The 17,324-nt window shown below is 60.3% G+C and carries 12 protein-coding genes; 7 read left to right on the top strand and 5 right to left on the bottom strand.

The genetic code is table 11. The features are described 5' to 3' along the window. Positions 1 to 6: 6 nt before the first annotated feature. Together cysD and cysG are read right to left on the bottom strand one after the other, a co-directional pair. A complete protein-coding gene (gene cysD, locus LD28_RS0115305; RefSeq protein ID WP_050514344.1) occupies positions 7 to 975 on the bottom strand; it encodes a sulfate adenylyltransferase subunit CysD in 969 nt (322 codons plus the stop codon). 95 nt (positions 976 to 1,070) lie between these two features. After that, positions 1,071 to 2,507, bottom strand: a complete 1,437-nt coding sequence (gene cysG / locus LD28_RS0115300) for a siroheme synthase CysG (RefSeq protein ID WP_033137806.1) — start codon at positions 2,505 to 2,507, stop codon at positions 1,071 to 1,073. Positions 2,508 to 2,705: 198 nt separating this feature from the next. Here cysG and LD28_RS0115295 point away from each other — a divergent pair, with 198 nt between their 5' ends. Further along, positions 2,706 to 3,629, top strand: a complete 924-nt coding sequence (locus LD28_RS0115295) for an SPFH domain-containing protein (protein WP_033137805.1) — start codon at positions 2,706 to 2,708, stop codon at positions 3,627 to 3,629. Beyond that, entirely contained in the window at positions 3,626 to 4,081 is a 456-nt protein-coding gene (locus LD28_RS0115290) for an NfeD family protein (RefSeq protein WP_033137804.1), read from the top strand. The genes LD28_RS0115295 and LD28_RS0115290 overlap by 4 nt, the downstream gene beginning before the upstream one ends. 69 nt (positions 4,082 to 4,150) lie before the next feature. Here the strand turns inward: LD28_RS0115290 and LD28_RS0115285 are convergent, their stop codons facing one another. After that, a complete protein-coding gene (locus LD28_RS0115285) occupies positions 4,151 to 6,256 on the bottom strand; it encodes a methyl-accepting chemotaxis protein (protein ID WP_033137803.1) in 2,106 nt (701 codons plus the stop codon). A 141-nt stretch (positions 6,257 to 6,397) separates the two neighbouring features. Between LD28_RS0115285 and nadA the strand changes: the two genes are divergently transcribed. Further along, positions 6,398 to 7,471 (top strand): quinolinate synthase NadA, encoded by a 1,074-nt coding sequence (nadA, locus tag LD28_RS0115280; RefSeq protein ID WP_033137802.1) that lies wholly within the window; start codon positions 6,398 to 6,400, stop codon positions 7,469 to 7,471. 190 nt (positions 7,472 to 7,661) lie between these two features. Here the strand turns inward: nadA and LD28_RS0115275 are convergent, their stop codons facing one another. Then, the gene (locus LD28_RS0115275; RefSeq protein ID WP_033137801.1) at positions 7,662 to 8,528 is read right to left on the bottom strand and encodes a D-hexose-6-phosphate mutarotase; all 867 of its coding nucleotides are present in this window, start codon (positions 8,526 to 8,528) and stop codon (positions 7,662 to 7,664) included. Between the two features lie 86 nt (positions 8,529 to 8,614). Next, entirely contained in the window at positions 8,615 to 9,610 is a 996-nt protein-coding gene (gene gap, locus LD28_RS0115270) for a type I glyceraldehyde-3-phosphate dehydrogenase (RefSeq protein WP_033137800.1), read from the bottom strand. A 347-nt stretch (positions 9,611 to 9,957) separates the two neighbouring features. Between gap and malQ the strand changes: the two genes are divergently transcribed. From malQ to msrB, 4 genes are all read left to right on the top strand, one after another. Then, the gene (gene malQ, locus LD28_RS0115265) at positions 9,958 to 12,147 is read left to right on the top strand and encodes a 4-alpha-glucanotransferase (protein ID WP_033137799.1); all 2,190 of its coding nucleotides are present in this window, start codon (positions 9,958 to 9,960) and stop codon (positions 12,145 to 12,147) included. Positions 12,148 to 12,229: 82 nt separating this feature from the next. After that, the gene (gene glgB, locus LD28_RS0115260; protein WP_033137798.1) at positions 12,230 to 14,407 is read left to right on the top strand and encodes a 1,4-alpha-glucan branching protein GlgB; all 2,178 of its coding nucleotides are present in this window, start codon (positions 12,230 to 12,232) and stop codon (positions 14,405 to 14,407) included. After that, on the top strand, positions 14,407 to 16,563 hold the full coding sequence (gene glgX / locus LD28_RS0115255) for a glycogen debranching protein GlgX (RefSeq protein ID WP_033137797.1): 2,157 nt from the start codon (positions 14,407 to 14,409) through the stop codon (positions 16,561 to 16,563). Before glgB ends, glgX begins: the two co-directional genes overlap by 1 nt. Positions 16,564 to 16,631: 68 nt before the next feature. Further along, on the top strand, positions 16,632 to 17,018 hold the full coding sequence (gene msrB / locus LD28_RS0115250; RefSeq protein WP_033137796.1) for a peptide-methionine (R)-S-oxide reductase MsrB: 387 nt from the start codon (positions 16,632 to 16,634) through the stop codon (positions 17,016 to 17,018). Positions 17,019 to 17,324 lie beyond the last annotated feature (306 nt).

The raw sequence follows: 17,324 nt of genomic DNA, 5'->3' as shown, positions 1-17,324 counted from the left end.
GACTCCTTAGAAATATCCCTGACGCTTCTTCTGCTCCATGGAGCCGGCCTGATCGTGGTCAATCAGCCGCCCTTGCCGCTCGCTCGAGGTGGTGAGCAGCATCTCTTCAATAATTTCCGGCAAGGTGGTGGCATCGGATTCGATGGCCCCGGTCAGCGGGTAGCAACCGAGGGTGCGGAAACGCACCAGCTCCTGCTTTACCTCATCCTCGGCGGTGAGCGGCATGCGCTCGTCATCCACCATGATCTTGATGCCGTTGCGCTCCACCACCGGGCGCATGGCCGCGAAGTAGAGCGGCACTATGTCGATGTTCTCCAGATAGATGTATTGCCAGATATCCAGCTCGGTCCAGTTGGAGAGCGGGAACACCCGGATGCTCTCCCCCTTGTTGACCTGGCTGTTGTAGACCCGCCACAGCTCGGGACGCTGGTTCTTCGGATCCCAGCGGTGAGACTTGTCGCGGAAGGAGTAGACCCGCTCCTTGGCGCGGGACTTCTCCTCGTCGCGGCGGGCACCGCCGAAGGCGGCGTCGAAGCCGTATTTGTTGAGCGCCTGCTTGAGCCCCTCGGTCTTCATGATGTCGGTGTGCTTGCCGCTGCCGTGCACGAAGGGGTTGATACCCATGGCGAGGCCCTCCGGGTTCTTGTGGACGATGAGATCCAGCCCGTACTTCTTGGCGGTCTCGTCGCGGAATTTGATCATCTCCTTGAACTTCCAGTCTGTATCGACGTGGAGCAAGGGGAACGGGATCTTGCCCGGATAGAAGGCCTTGCGGGCCAGATGCAGCATGACGGAGGAGTCCTTGCCGATGGAGTACATCATCACCGGGTTTTCAAATTCGGCAGCCACCTCGCGGATGATATGGATGCTCTCGGCTTCCAGCTGCTGCAGGTGAGTCAATCTTTCACGAGAGACACCTGCATGGCTGCTCTCCCCGTTCGGTTGCTGCAAGTGGGTCAATCTTTCACGGTCCATGTTGGTCCTCGGTCATTACTAATGCGCCTGCTCGGGGCGCTGGGTGGTTCAGTGCGCGGCCGCACCGGCAGCCGCATCAAATATGTCTTGCTGGGTCAGGCCAGCTGCACCAGCTTGAGGTCGCAGCCATCGAGATCCGGGTCAGCGCGCTGCTGCTCCCCGCTTTTTTCCCCAAACCAGGCGAGCCGCTCACGCAGGGCAACCACTTCGCCGATGACGATAAGCGACGGGCTCACCGCCTGTTTGGCCAGCTCCGCCAGATCTGCCAGAGTGCCGGTCAGCACCCGCTGGCGGGCTGTGGTGCCGCGCTCGATGATGGCGATGGGGGTGGCTTGGCTTCGGCCGTGATCCACCAGCTGCTGCTGGATATGCTCGGAGCGCATCAGCCCCATGTAGATCACCAGGGTCTGACTGGTGGCGGCGAGCTGCTGCCAGTCGGGCTCCTTGCCCTCTTTTTGGCAGTGGCCGGTGATAAAGACGGCGCTCTGGGCATAATCACGGTGGGTCAGCGGAATACCGGCATAGGCAGTGGCACCGGCAGCAGCCGTGATGCCGGGCACCACCGAGAAGGGGATGCCTTCATCGGCCAGCACTTCCAGCTCCTCGCCACCACGGCCAAACATAAAGGGATCGCCCCCTTTCAGTCGCACCACCCGGTTGCCCGCTTTGGCGTATTCCACCAGCAGGCGATTGGTCTCCTCCTGCGGCACGCTGTGGGCACCCGCCTTCTTGCCGACCGACACCAGAGTGGCATCGCGGCGCACCAGATCGAGGATCTCGGCGGAGACCAGCTGGTCGTAGAGCACCACTTCAGCCTGTTGAATTTGTTGCAGCGCCTTGAGGGTCAGCAGGCCCGGATCGCCGGGGCCCGCCCCGACCAGCACCACTTCGCCCACTTCGCTCTGCGCGTGGTCGAGGCCATCGCTCAGCCACTGCTCGGCCCCTTGCCAATCCTCTTTCTCTATCAGGCTGGCGAGGGTGTTGGAGGCAAAGGCGCGCTCCCAGAAGCGGCGGCGATCGGAAATGGATGAGAGCACCCGCTTGGCCTTGTCACGGACCCGGCCGGAGAGCTCGGTCAGCCCGCCGAGATGGCGCGGCAGCAGGCTCTCCAGCCGCTCGCGCAGCAGGCGCACCAGTACCGGCGCCTTGCCGCCGCTGGAGACTGCCACCATCAGCGGCGAGCGATCGATGATCGAGGGGAAGATAAAGCTGGAACGCTTGGGGTCATCCACCACATTGACGAACAGACCCAGCTGGTTGGCGCTCTGATAAACCAGTGCGTTGACTTCAAGGTTGTCGGTCGCCGCCACCACCAGGATCTGACCAGCCAGATGGGCCGGAGTGAAACGCTCCGCCAGATGGGTGAAACGGCCGGTGAATTCTGCAAACTCGGGTTCAAGCTCCGGGGAGACCAGGGTCAGCCGGGCACCGGCCGCCAGCAGCAGGCGCGCCTTGCGCAGGGCAACCTCGCCCCCGCCCACCAGCAGTACCGGGCGGCCTTCCAACTTGGCAAACATAGGTAAATAATCCATTTCGGCCCATCCCTCGGAACACGACTAATATGGGGCGACTATAGGCAGGGCAGCTTATCCCTCAAAATAATAAAAAATGCTTTTTAAGACACTTTAGTAATTAGCAAAGTCATTTCCTGACTAAAGAGAGAGAAAGTCGCTTGTAGTGCCAAGGGCCAGACCCTAGGCTAGGGACTGTGTTTCACAAGGAGCTAAATGATGAACGAATCATTGATTGTGCTAGGGATTTTCGTGTTCCTGGTGATCGTCACCCTGAGTGCGGGCATCAAGATCGTGCCCCAGGGCTACAACTGGACCGTAGAGCGCTTCGGCCGCTACACCCGTACCCTGACCCCGGGCCTCAACCTGCTGATCCCTTATGTGGATCGGGTCGGCCACAAGATCATCATGATGGAGCAGGTGCTGGACATCCCGGCACAAGAGGTGATCTCCCGCGACAACGCCAACGTCACCATCGACGCCATCAGCTTCGTGCAGGTGGTAGATGCCCGCAAAGCGGGTTACGAGGTCAACGATCTCACCAGCGCCATCCGCAATCTCACCATGACCAACATGCGGACCGTGCTCGGCGCCATGGAGCTGGATGAGATGCTCTCCCAGCGCGACACCATCAACGAGAAGCTGCTGCGCACCATGGATGCCGCCACCGCCCCCTGGGGCATCAAGGTGACCCGTATCGAGATTAAAGATGTGCGCCCGCCGCTGGCACTGGTTGAAGCGATGAACGCCCAGATGAAGGCCGAACGCCAGAAACGGGCCGAGGTACTGGAGGCCGAAGGGGTGCGCCAGTCCAAGATCCTGAAAGCCGAGGGGGAGAAACAGTCCCAGATCCTCAAAGCCGAAGGTGAGCGTCAGGCCGCCTTCCTCGCCGCCGAAGCGCGCGAGCGGGCAGCCGAGGCGGAAGCCAAGGCGACCCACATGGTCTCCAAAGCCATCGCCGAGGGGGATATGCAGGCCATCAACTACTTCGTGGCCCAGAAGTACACCGAGGCGCTTGCCCGCATCGGTGAAGGGCCCAACAGCAAGATCATCATGATGCCGCTGGAAGCGGGCAGCCTGATTGGCTCGGTGGCAGGCATGGCCGAGCTGTTCAACAAAGATGGCAAGGGCAGCAAGTCATGACAGCCCTGTTCGAGGGGCTGACCCACTGGCACTGGCTGGGGCTCGGCTTCGCTCTGCTGGCTATCGAGGTGCTGGGGTCGGTGGGTTTCCTGCTCTGGACCGGCATCGCCGCGCTGGAAGTGGGACTACTGCTGCTGGTCTGGCCCTTTGGCTGGCAGGCGCAGTTGCTGCTGTTTGCGGTGCAATCCCTGCTCACCACCTGGGCCTGGTGGCGCTGGCAGCACCAGCGTGACAACTCGGGTCAGGATGCCGCCAGCACCATCAACGAGCGGATGCAGAGCTATATGGGCCGCGAGCTGACCCTGCTGGATGATGTCGTGCAAGGCACCAGCCGGGTACATCTGGACGATACAGTCTGGACGGTACGCTGCGACGAGTCGCTGCTGGCGGGCAGCAAGGTCAGAGTGGTGGGAGCAGACTCCCACATCCTGCTGGTTGAACCCCGCCACTGACGGCGCTCGGCCATCGAGCCATAAAAAAGCCCGCGATCGCTCGCGGGCTTTTGTTTCTCTGGCTGCCACTCAGGTACGCAGCCGATCGAGCTGGCTGGCCAGCGCCGTGGCCGCTTGCTCCAGCGCCTCGCTCAGTTGATGGCTGGAGCTGGCCTCCTGTCCGATCACGTTGGCGGTATCGCCGATCCGCATCAGGTTCTGGTTGATGGTATCGCTCACCGCACTCTGCTGCTCGGCGGCGGTAGCCACCTGACTGATGTGGTCATGGATCTGCTGGATCTGGGCCACCACCTGATTAAGCGCCTCAAACGCCTGCTCGGTACCCTGTACCGTCGACGTGGAACGCTCGATACCCGTGCTCATCAAACGCTGACTGCTGCTCACCTCGGTTTGCAAGTTGCCAATCAGCTGGCCAATTTCGTCGGTCGATTCACGGGTCTTGGTCGCCAGCGCCCGCACCTCGTCCGCCACCACCGCAAAACCGCGCCCCATGTCCCCCGCCCGTGCGGCTTCGATAGCGGCGTTGAGGGCCAGCAGATTGGTCTGCTCGGCGATGGCGCGGATCACATCGAGGATCCGGCTGATATTGGTGCTGCGCTGGGCCACCAGCGCCACCGCCTTGTCCGCCTCATGCATATCGCTGACCAGGGTATGGATCTCGTTACGAGCATTGCTGAGGGTCTGCTGGGCGGTATTGATGTGGTGGGTCGCCGCTTCCGACTCCTGCGCCGCCTGCTCGGCATATCCCGCTACGCTGACTGCCGTGGTACTCATCTGGTGCATGGCGCTCACCACGCTCTCCAGCTCCAGGTTCTGCTCATCCAGGCTGCTGCGCATGGTGTCTGCCGTATGTTTCATCTCCCGCGCCTGCTGGTAGACCTGCTGGCCGATCCCCTTGCTCATTTGCACCATGCCCCGCAACTTGCCGAGGAAGGCATTGAGCTGGGAGCCAAGATCGATCAGCTCCTGATGGGTATCAATCTGCATCTGCTGGGTCAGGTCCCCCTCGTTGCTGGAGAGATGGCCCACATGGCGGCTGATCAGAGAAAGTGGCGCTGTGATGGTCTGGATAAACCAGACCAGCAAGCCCAGCACCAACAGGGTGATACCGCCCATGGCGATGATCTGCTGCCGCTGGGCATCCACCAGCAGGGCGCCCAGTTCGCTGCTGATGGTGTGCGCCTTGCTGAGTGCCAGCGCCTTGGGCACCTTGATCATCAGCCACCACTGGGCATTGGCTGCCTCGATACGAATAGGTTGTTGCAGAATAAAATCGCTGTCGCTACTGACCGGCTGGCCAGTGGGCAGAGTCAGCCCCACCTCCTTGAGCGGACGGCCCAGCTTGTCGGCATAGCGGTTGCTGCCCACAATCAGCCCCATTTTGCTGACCAGAGTCACATCGGCCTTGTTGTCGTAGAGGCTCTTGCCAAGATTTTCAGCCAGCTGCTGGAAGATGGGCAGGTTCATATCCACCCCGGCCAACCCGACAAACTTGCCATCATGGAGAATGGGAACCGTTAAGCTGGTCATCAACATCTTGTTGCCGGGACTGATTTCGTAGAGATAGGGCTCCATCAGACAGGGCTGGCGGGTCTCACGGCCGCAGAGATACCACTCGCTGTTGCGAATGCCAAACTCGTTGAGGGAGGTATCAAACTTGGCCTCGCTGGCGGCGGCATCCACCGCTTGCTGGGCGACGGCCCCGCCCTGCTCCTTGGTGAAGTAGATCTCCAGACTCCCCTTGCCAACCACCGAGTGGCTGGCCCCACCCAGCCAGTTGGCATCCTCACCGTCATAACCATTGGGTTCAAATTGGGCATAGATGGAGCTGATCCCGCTGGCCTGCTGCAAGCTGCTACCCAACAGAGACTCTATTTGAGGCCGCGACAACCGAAGTTCCGGCTTGGCCATCCCGGCCTCAATCTGGGCAGTCACGGTCAGGGGGATTTGGTAGGAGTTCTGCATCAGCGAAGCAATCTGGATGGCATAGCGCTCCGCCTGATACTGCAGGCTGTGGGAGACCTCTTGCTCCAGCGCATCGCTGGTCTGGGTCATCACCATGCTACGAAGGGTGCTGAAAGAAGCCGACTGCAACAGGGTCATGGCCAGCCCGGTCAGCATGAACAACCCCATGGTAAGACACAGCAGCTTGAACTTGAGAGAACGTTGCTTCATGCAGCAGCTCCTTATAGCAAGAGTAACAACGAATAAATTGAGTATATTCGCCCACTTGCGCTTCACCCGATTTGTTGATGGGTTTGTGGCAGGCTTCTGGTTATAATTTTTACCTTCCCGAGCGTTGATGGAACAGTCGCAATGAGCAATGCACTGAGCAGTGTCCCGCCGGTAGTCGCGATGGACTACCCCTTCCCGGCCAAACCTCTTCCCCTGAGTGCCGAGCAGAAAACGACCTTGACCACAGAGATCAAGGCGCTGCTCAAGGAGCGCAAGGCGGTACTGGTAGCCCACTACTACACGGACCCCGAGATCCAGGCTCTGGCCGAAGCCACTGGCGGCTTCGTCGGTGACTCGCTGGAGATGGCCCGCTTTGGCCGCGATCACCAGGCACAGACCCTGATCGTCGCCGGGGTGCGCTTCATGGGGGAGACCTCCAAGATCCTGAGTCCCCACAAGCGGGTGCTAATGCCGACCCTGGAAGCCGAGTGCTCCCTCGATCTGGGTTGCCCCATCGAGCAGTTCTCCGCATTCTGCGATGCCAATCCCGACCATACCGTGGTGGTTTATGCCAATACCTCGGCAGCCGTCAAAGCGCGAGCTGACTGGGTGGTCACCTCCAGCATCGCGCTGGAGATCGTCGAGCACCTCGACAGTCTGGGTCACAAGATAATCTGGGGCCCGGATCGTCATCTGGGTGCCTACATCGAGAAGAAGACCGGTGCCCAGATGCTGCGCTGGCAGGGCCACTGCATCGTCCACGACGAGTTCAAGGCCCGTGCCCTGCGCGAGCTGAAAGAGCAGAATCCGGACGCCGCCGTGCTGGTTCATCCGGAATCCCCTGCCTCGGTGATCGAACTGGCCGATGCGGTGGGCTCCACCAGCCAGCTGATCAAGGCAGCCAAAGAGCTGCCCCAGCAGAAGCTGATCGTGGCGACCGATCGGGGTATCTTCTACAAGATGCAGCAGGCTTGTCCGGAGAAAGAGATGGTGGAAGCGCCAACCGGCGGCGATGGCGCCACCTGCCGCAGCTGCGCCCACTGCCCCTGGATGGCGATGAACGGTCTGGTGGCGATCAAGGAGGCTCTCACCGACGGTGCAGAGCGCCACGAGATCCATGTCGACGAAGCACTGCGGGTCAAAGCCTTGATCCCCCTCGATCGGATGCTCAACTTCGCCGCCGAACTCAAGCTCAAGACTCAGGGCAATGCCTGATTGCCGGGATAACGAGATGCAAAGAGGGCTCCCGCGGGAGCCCTCTTTATTTATCTGAACCTCATCCTGCTCAGATGATCACGGTGGAGAGGCTGTGCTCTTCATCCGGCGCGACGGTCACCCCCGCCTCGCCAACGATGGCGGCCTCGACACACAAGCTGGAGCGATAGCCCTCATCACCTATTCGCGTTCAGATGATCACGGTAGAAAGACTGTGCTCTTCATCCGGCGCGACGGTCACACCCACCTCGCCAGCGATGGCGGCCTCGACACACAACATGGTGCGATAACCATCGTTGCTCATGTCGGCCATGGCGGTGGCCCCTTCCAGCCAAGGCGTCCAGACCACCACGCTGTCGTGGTTGCCGCTCACTACCCGAGTCTCGCGCTCACCATCCTGCACGCTCACCAGCGCCTCTGGTTGCCAGTAGACCCGATCCAGCGGCCCGCTCAGGGTCAATGCCCCCTGCTGCTTGGCATCCTGTCCAGTCAGCTTGTCGGCATAGGGCTCACCCAAACCGGTCACGCTCACCGCCTCCGGTGCACTGATCTGCAAATAGGTGTGCAGCGCACCGCTATAAGTCAGCGACTGACTACCGGTATTGCGAGTGGTCAGCACCAGCGAGAGCTCCTTGCCAACCAGCACGTCCAGCTCCAGCTCAAAGGGGTGATCCCACAGAGCGCGAGTGGCATCGCTATCGCGCAAAGAGAGATGGACCAGCGTGCCGTCGGCGTGATCAGAGACTCCGTCCAGCATCCAGAGGGTGGTGCGGGCAAAGCCGTGGGAGGGCTTGCCGCTACCGACACGGGCTGGCGCCGGGCCAAACCAGGGCCAGCAGATCGGGATACCACCACGAACAGGCTTGCTGCCATCCAGCACCGCCTTGTCACTCAGCCAGATGGAGGCTGGCTCGCCATGACGCTGATAGCTCAGCACATGGGCGCCAAACAGACTGATCTCGGCCTTGGCATAGTCGTTATTGATGGTGAGAACCGGCAGACCGGCCGCATTGTTGGCAAGCTTGCAATTGGCTGTCAGGGGACGAATGGATTGCATGTGGACTCCTGTCATCAGGGGAAACCGAAAAACAAAAAGGCGGCCAATGGCCGCCTTTTTCAAGCTACGCGATTGCGCATCCCAAATTACTTGGAGATGTGAGCGATCAGGTCCAGAACTTTGCTGGAGTAGCCCATTTCGTTGTCGTACCAGGATACAACTTTAACGAATTTGTCGTTCAGCTGGATACCAGCCTTGGCGTCGAATACGGAGGTCTGACGCTCACCCAGGAAGTCGGTAGATACAACTTCGTCTTCGGTGTAGCCCAGAACGCCTTTCATAGCGCCTTGGGAAGCAGCTTTCATCGCTTCGCAGATTTCTGCGTAGGTGGCAGCTTTCTTCAGGTTAACGGTCAGGTCAACAACAGACACGTCCGGAGTCGGAACACGGAAAGCCATACCGGTCAGCAGGCCTTTCAGTTCCGGGATAACTACGCCAACAGCTTTGGCTGCACCGGTAGAGGACGGGATGATGTTCTGAGCCGCACCGCGGCCACCGCGCCAATCTTTGGCAGACGGACCATCAACGGTCTTCTGGGTAGCAGTGGTAGCATGAACGGTGGTCATCAGGCCAGACTCGATACCGAAGGTATCGTTCAGAACCTTGGCGATCGGAGCCAGGCAGTTGGTGGTGCAGGAAGCGTTGGAAACGATGTCCTGGCCAGCGTAGGTAGAGTCGTTAACACCCATTACGAACATCGGGGTAGCGTCTTTGGACGGGCCAGTCAGAACAACTTTCTTGGCACCAGCAGCGATGTGCTTACGAGCAGTCTCGTCGGTCAGGAACAGACCGGTAGCTTCAGCAACAACGTCAACACCGATTTCGCCCCACTTCAGGTTAGCCGGGTCACGCTCAGCGGTAACACGTACGGTTTTGCCGTTTACAACCAGGTTGCCGTCTTTAACTTCAACGGTACCGTTGAAACGACCGTGAGTTGAATCGTACTTCAGCATGTAAGCCATGTAGTCAACATCGATCAGGTCGTTGATACCAACAACTTCGATGTCAGCGCGCTCAGCAGCCAGACGGAATACGAAACGACCGATACGGCCAAAACCGTTAATACCTACTTTGATAGTCATATTTAGTTACCTAACTGTTCAGTAGTCAAAGAAAATTCCGCTTGTAAATTTACTAGAACTCTCGGGTGAGTCAACCAACATTCTGTCTGAAATTGCGCTATATCATGAAAAACTGTGAAATTAATTTTCTGTTTATGTAACTGATTACCACGTTTTGACGAAAAAAGTGCCAGATCGCAGCATGTGACAGATATCAACAATAGTGCCTGCTCGGTCACACAACCATTCACAGAGATATGTAAAAATGTGCGCGGTTTAGCATGGCCAAAGAGCCACTGTTCAAGTACCACTCCATAAAAATCAAACAAAATAGTATAGATAGAATCCACAGCGGGAATTCTCAAACTATGACCACCCTGATTGAACAGCTGGCTGCCGCAAAAGGTATCGCCAGCGAGTATGTCGATGCCTGGGGCCACCCGGCCCAGGTATCCGAAGAGAGCAAGGCCGCCATGCTGGGCGCCATGGGCTACCACGTCGATGACGAGGCCGCACTGGTACAACAGCTGGAAGAGGAGCATCGCCAGCACTGGCTGCGGGCGCTGGATCCTGTGATGGTGGTTCGCACCGGCGACGCCGTTACCCTTGAGGTTCGTCTCCCCATCGAATTCGTCAACGACGCCCTCACCTGGCAGCTCCAGCAGGAGCAGGGTGCGGTGCTGTCCGGTCAATTCACCCCCATCGAGGGCGAGCTGGTCGGTGTAGCCGAATTTGAAGAGATGGAGTGCCAGGCCTATCGCGTCACCCTGGAGATGGCCCCGGAGCTGGGTTATCACCAGCTGGTGCTGCTGGAAGAGGGCAATGACGAGCCGCTGGCCACCATGCGCCTCATCGTTGCTCCCAAGGCGTGCTACAAGCAGGCGCCGATTGCCGATGGCCGCAAGGTATGGGGCCCGAGCGTGCAGCTTTACTGCCTGCGCAGCCGCCACAACTGGGGCATCGGTGATTTCAGCGATCTGGGTCAGCTGGTCGAGAAAGCGGCCACCTGGGGTGCCCACTTCGTCGGTCTCAACCCTATCCACGCCCTCTATCCGGCCAATCCGGAGAGCGCCAGTCCCTACAGCCCCTCTTCCCGTCGCTGGCTCAACGTGGCCTATATCAATGTGGAAGCGGTGCCCGAATTCCAGCAGAGCGATCGCCTGAAAGCGGAAGTGGCGAGCACTGCCTTCCAGCAACATCTGGCCGATCTGCGCGCCAAGGAGAACGTCGATTACACCGGCGTGATCCAGACCAAACTCGGCATGCTGCGTCAGGTGTTCGACGAAGCCAGCCTTGGCGCCGAGCGTCAGGCCGCTTTTGATGCCTTCGTGGCCGCCGGTGGCGACAGCCTGCAACAACAAGCCGCATTTGATGCCCTGCAAGCCCACTTCTATGCCAAGGGCGAAAACGCCTGGGGCTGGCCGGTATGGCCGCAGGAGCTGCGCGATTACCACAACCCTGCCGTTGCCGCCTGGATGGCCGCGCACCCGCAGGATGTAAACTTCTACCTCTACCTGCAGTTCCTGGCTGACGAACAACTGGCGCAAGCCGATGCCCGCGCCAAAGCCTCCGGCATGGTAATGGGGATCTACCGCGATCTGGCGGTGGGCGTCTCTGAAGGCTCCACCGAGATCTGGGCCAACCAGGATCTCTACTGCCCGAAAGCCTCGGTCGGTGCGCCGCCCGATATTCTCGGCCCGCTCGGTCAGAACTGGGGCCTGCCCCCGATGAACCCGAACAAGCTGTTTGAAGCGGCCTACCAGCCGATGGTAGACCTGTTCCGTGCCAACATGCGCTCCTGCGGCGCACTGCGCATCGACCACGTGATGGCGTTGCTGCGCCTGTGGTGGGTACCGCCGGGAGAGTCAGCCGCCAAGGGCGCCTACATCTACTATCCGGTCAATGATCTGCTGGGCATTCTGGCCCTCGAATCCCACCGCAACCAGTGCCTGCTGATCGGCGAGGATCTGGGAACCGTGCCGGAGGGGATCGACGTGACCCTGAAAGAGAACGGCGTTCACTCCTACAAGGTGTTCTTCTTCGAACGCTCCAAGGCGGATGGCGGCTTTATCTCCCCGGCTCACTACACCGAACAGGCGATGTCAGCCCTGACCACCCACGACATGCCGACCCTCAAGGGCTTCTGGCACTGCGACGATCTGGCGCTGGGCCGTCAACTGGGTTTGTATCCAGATGAAGATGTCTTGAAGACTCTGTATGCTGATCGCCACCAGGCCAAACAGCGGATCCTCGACAGCTTGCATGCCCACAAGGTCATCTCTGACAACATCAGTCATGACGTGAACTGGGTCGGCATGAACACCGAACTCAACCACGGTCTGCAGATCCACATGTCCCGCGGCAGCTGCGCCCTGTTCAGTACCCAGCTGGAAGACTGGCTGGAGATGGACAAGCCGGTCAACGTACCGGGCACCAGTTACGAATACCCCAACTGGCGCCGCAAGCTCTCCACTGACCTGGAAGATATTTTTGCCAATGAGGCACTCAAGGCACTGGCTGGCAAGATGAGCCAAGCCCGTGATGAGGCCAGTCGTTGAGACGCTGTCTCCCACAGCGCACTCACCTCAATCCACTCCGGCCCCGGCCGGAGTGGATGCTCTGTCATGAAAGGAAATCTCGATGCTCGTTGAACGTTTGGTTGCTGCCCGCTGTTCCGATCCCTTCTCTCATTTAGGCCTGCAGGCCAATCCGGATGGGCCCGGCCTCAAACTGACCGCCTGGTTGCCTGATGCCCTCGAAGTTCGCGTCAAGGATCTCAAGTCGGGCAAAGTTGTTGCCACCCTGGCGCCCACCGATGAATCGGGTCTTTTTGAAACTGTTTTCACCCGCCGCAAAAACACCTTCCCCTACCAGCTGCTCGCCAGCTACCAAGATGCCACCACCGAGGTTATCGACCCCTATCAGTTTCAGGATGCCGCCTGGGCAGGCCTGGCCAAACTGACCGCCCAGCCGGAAAACCTCTACCACACCCTTGGCGCCCAACTGCGCACCGTGGAGCATCTCGGTCAACAGGTAGAAGGGGTGCGTTTTGCGGTCTATGCACCGAGCGCCACCGCCGTGAGCCTCATCGGTGATTTCAACTTCTGGGATGGCCGTCGCCACCCGATGCAGCGCAGTCTGTGTGGTCACTGGGTACTGTTTGTGCCAGGCCTCAAAGCGGGGGATCGCTACAAGTTCGAGCTCAAGGACCCCATGGGCAACCGACTGCCCCACAAGAGCGACCCGGTCGGTTTCTACTGCGAACAGTATCCGTCGTTCGCTTCCGTGGTCTATGACCACGCCCAATACCAGTGGCAGGATGCCGAGTGGATCGCCAGTCAGCACAACGACAAGCGCGAGCAGCCGCTCTCCATCTATGAGCTGCATGTCGGCTCCTGGAAACGTCACCCCAACGGCGACAGCCTGAGCTGGCGCGAGCTGGCAGTGGAGCTGGTCGCCTACGTCAAGGAGATGGAGTACACCCACATCGAGCTGCTGCCGGTCTCCGAGCACCCCTTCAGCGGCTCCTGGGGCTACCAGCCGGTGGGCATGTTCTCCCCCACCAGCCGCTACGGCACCGCTGATGATTTCAAATACTTCGTCGACCAGTGCCACCAGGCCGGGATCGGTATCATTCTGGACTGGGTACCCGCCCACTTCCCGTCCGATGCCCACGGTCTGGCCCGCTTCGACGGCACCCCGCTCTACGAATATGAAGATCCGCGCCGTGGCTGGCACCCGGACTGGAACTCCTACATCTACGACTTCGGCCGCGACACCGTGCGCCAGTTCCTGGTGGCGAGCGCCCTGTTCTGGCTCGACAAGTTCCACATCGACGGCCTGCGGGTGGATGCGGTCGCCTCCATGCTCTATCTGGACTATTCGCGCAACGCCGGTGAGTGGGTACCGAACGTCGATGGCGGCAACCACAACTACGAGGCGATAAGCCTCTTGAAGTGGACCAACGAAGAGGTCTACGGCAAGTATCCCCACGCCATGACCATCGCCGAAGAGTCCACCGCTTTTGCCGGTGTCTCCCGTCCTACCTTCCTCGGTGGCCTCGGCTTTGGCTTCAAGTGGAATATGGGCTGGATGCACGACACCCTCACCTACATGCAGAAAGAGCCGATCCACCGTCGCTACCACCACAACGACATGACCTTCTCGATGGTTTACCACTATGACGAGAACTTCATCCTGTCGCTCTCCCACGACGAGGTGGTGCACGGCAAGCACTCCATGCTCTACAAGATGCCCGGTGACGAGTGGCAGCAAGCGGCCAACCTGCGCGCCTACATGGGCTTCATGTATGCCCACCCGGGCAAGAAGCTCAACTTCATGGGCACCGAGATCGCCCAGAGCAACGAGTGGAACCACGATGCCCAACTGCCATGGCACCTGCTGCAATATCCCAAGCATGCCGGTCAGCAGCGGTTGATCCACGATCTCAACCACCTCTATCGTCATGAGTCTGCCTTGTATCAGGCCGATTATGAGCAGACCGGCTTCCGCTGGCTGGATCACAACGATGCCGACAACAGCATCTTTGCCTGGCTGCGGGCCGACAAAGAGGGCAAGCAGGCCATAGTAGTAGCGGCCAACTTCACCCCGGTGCCCCGTCTCGAATATCGGGTCGGCGTCCCTGCGGCGGGCCACTATCGGGTCGTGCTCAACACCGACAGCGAGTATTACTGGGGCAGTAACTATGATGTAGGTCTGGTGTTCGCTGCCGAGCCGACCCCCTGGCAGGGGATGGCGCACAGCATAGTGCTGGATCTGCCGCCGCTGGCGACCTTGTTCATCAAACAGGAGTCTTGATGCTTGTAATGGAAAAAGGGGTGGGCCACCCGCTGGGGGCCCGCCTTGACGAGAACGGTTGCCACTTCTGCGTCTGGGCCCCCCAGTCGGACAAAGTGGAGCTCTGCCTGTACGACGAGCAGGAGCAGGAGTTGATGCGGCTGGAACTGCCCGGCTGCCGTGGCCAGTATCGCTTTGGCTACGTGCGCGGCGTACAGGCCGGTCAGCGCTATGGCTATCGGGTCTATGGCCCCCCGCAGGAGGGGATGCTGTTCGATCCGCAGAAACTGCTGATCGACCCCTACGCCAGGGCGCTCAGTCGTCCCACCTACTGGGATGAGGCCCTCTATCAGGGGGACAGTGCCGACATGATTGCCAAGTCGGTGGTGGTGGATGACCGCTTTGACTGGCAAGGGGTTGGCAAACCCGGGATCAGCCCGGCCCGCACCATCCTCTACGAGACCCACGTCAAGGGCTTTACCAAGCAGCACCCGGGGATCCCCAAAGCGTTGCAGGGCACCTACCTTGGCATCTGTCACCCGCTGGTTATCGAGCACATGAAGAGCCTCGGCATCACCTCGGTGCAGCTGATGCCGGTGGCCGCCTTCATGTCGGAACCCCGGCTGGAGCAGCTGGGACTGACCAACTACTGGGGCTACAACCCCATCGCCTTCTTCGCCCCGGAGCCGCGCTACAGCACCAAGGCTGACGAGGCGGTGACCGAGTTCAAGACCATGGTGCGCGAGCTGCACCGGGCCGGGCTCGAGGTGATCCTGGATGTGGTCTACAACCACACCGCCGCCTCTGGCTTCGATGGCCCCACCCTCTCGTTCAAGGGCTTTGACAACGCCGGTTACTACGCCTTTGAAGCGGGCCCCCACGGCCCGGACTACACCCGTCACGCCAACGTGACCGGCTGTGGCAACAGCGTCAATCTGGATCACCCCAACACCCTGCGGTTGGTGCTCGATGCCCTGCGCTACTGGGTCACCGAGATGCAGGTGGACGGCTTCCGTTTCGATCTGGCGGTGACGCTGGCACGGGAAGCAGGGGAGTTCGACCCCATGGGCGCCTTCTTCAAGGCGGTGATGGCCGACCCCGTGCTGTCACAGGTCAAACTCATCGCCGAACCCTGGGATATCGGCCCCTTCGGCTATCGGCTGGGTCAGTTCCCGAGCCAGTGGCAGGAGATCAACGACCGCTACCGCGACACGGTGCGCTCCTTCTGGCGGGGCGATGCGGGCAAGATGGGGGACTTTGCCACCCGCCTGGTGGGCTCGCGGGATATCTTCCCGAAAAACTGGCGATCCCCCCACACCAGCGTCAACTACCTCTGCTATCACGACGGTTTCACCCTGGAGGATCTGGTCTCCTACAACCAGCGCCACAATCAGGCCAACGGTGAAGACAATCGGGATGGTCACGGCAACAACCTCTCCTATAACCACGGGGTAGAGGGGCCGACCCTGGATCCGCGGGTCAACAGCCTGCGCCAGCAGCAGAAGCGCAATCTGATTGCCACCCTGCTGCTCTCCCAGGGCACCCCCCACTTCCTCGCTGGCGACGAGATGGGCCGCAGTCAGCTTGGCAACAACAACGCCTACTGTCAGGACAACCAGATCAGCTGGGTCAACTGGCAGTGGCGGCCGGAGGACGAGCGGCTGTTCGCCTTCACCCAGCAGATGATGGCGCTGCGGGCGGAGTCCTGCGTCTTCTCCAACCTGCAACTGAGCGACGACAGCTGGAACGGCGCCGCCACCAGCTGCCATCAGGTCAACTGGTATCACCCGGATGGCCACCAGCTCACCGATCAGGATTGGCACGCCCCCATGGGGCAGGCGTTTGCCATGGATATCGGCATGATCGACTGTGTCGGCGAGCGCTGGTACGTGCTGTTCAACGCCAGCGACTACGACATCCAGTTCCGCCTGCCGCCGCCGGGGGAAGGGCTGGAGTGGATCCAGACCATCGACACCGCCACCAACGATGGCCTCCCCTTCCTGCCCGATGACATCAAGCGGCAAGTGGCGGTCGGCCGCGCCCACTCCCTCAAGCTGCTGGAGCGGGTGGCACTGGCCAGCACGGCGGAAGATGCCCAGCCACCGCTGCAGGAAATTATCCCTGCATCCGGTGAGGAGCTGGCTGCCACCTCGATCACAGATGCGGGCAAAGCATAAGACGCATGCTGGAGTCAGCTTTACGGAGCCGCTATGCTGGGCGCCGGTATGGATGGCAAGGAGTCGGTATGAGCAGTAACAATCCGGAACAGTGGCGCAGCAAACTGAGCGCCGAGCAGTTTCACGTCTGCTGGGAGAAGGGCACAGAGCGCCCCTACAGCGGCGCCCTGCTCCACAATCGCAAGAGTGGTGACTACCTCTGCGTCTGCTGCAAGAGCGTGCTGTTCCACTCGGATGCAAAGTTTGATTCCGGCTGCGGCTGGCCCTCGTTCGACAAGGCCATCGAGGGGACGGTGAACTACACCGAAGACAGCAGCCACGGCATGAAGCGGGTGGAGATCACCTGCCGCCAGTGCGGCTCCCACCTCGGTCACGTCTTCCCCGACGGCCCGACCGAGACCGGCCAGCGCTACTGCGTCAACAGCCTGAGTCTGGATTTCGATCCCGAGGCCTGAACGGCTGACCCATCGCAATAAAAACGGCGTCTCCATCATGGAGGCGCCGTTTTTTATCTTTCCGCCGCGCCATCACCGCCTTGCCCCTCGATGCAACCGACAAGGCAGAGCCATCAGCAGATCCGACCGCGCGGGGTTTTGCTTCCCCAAGATCGGCCACCCCCATTCCCGGGGCTGCGACCCCGTCACGGGTCAGCGCAAACCGCAAAACAGTCACTATAAATTTGATTTATGCATTTTGGCTAAATGACCCGGTTTTTACTTATACCTCGTCATTGACTGCCATCCTCTCCCCACATCCCCCCC

The organism is Aeromonas finlandensis, assembly GCF_000764645.1.
In the GTDB taxonomy this organism is placed as follows: domain Bacteria; phylum Pseudomonadota; class Gammaproteobacteria; order Enterobacterales; family Aeromonadaceae; genus Aeromonas; species Aeromonas finlandensis.
This window is presented reverse-complemented; position numbering and strand designations above follow the sequence as displayed.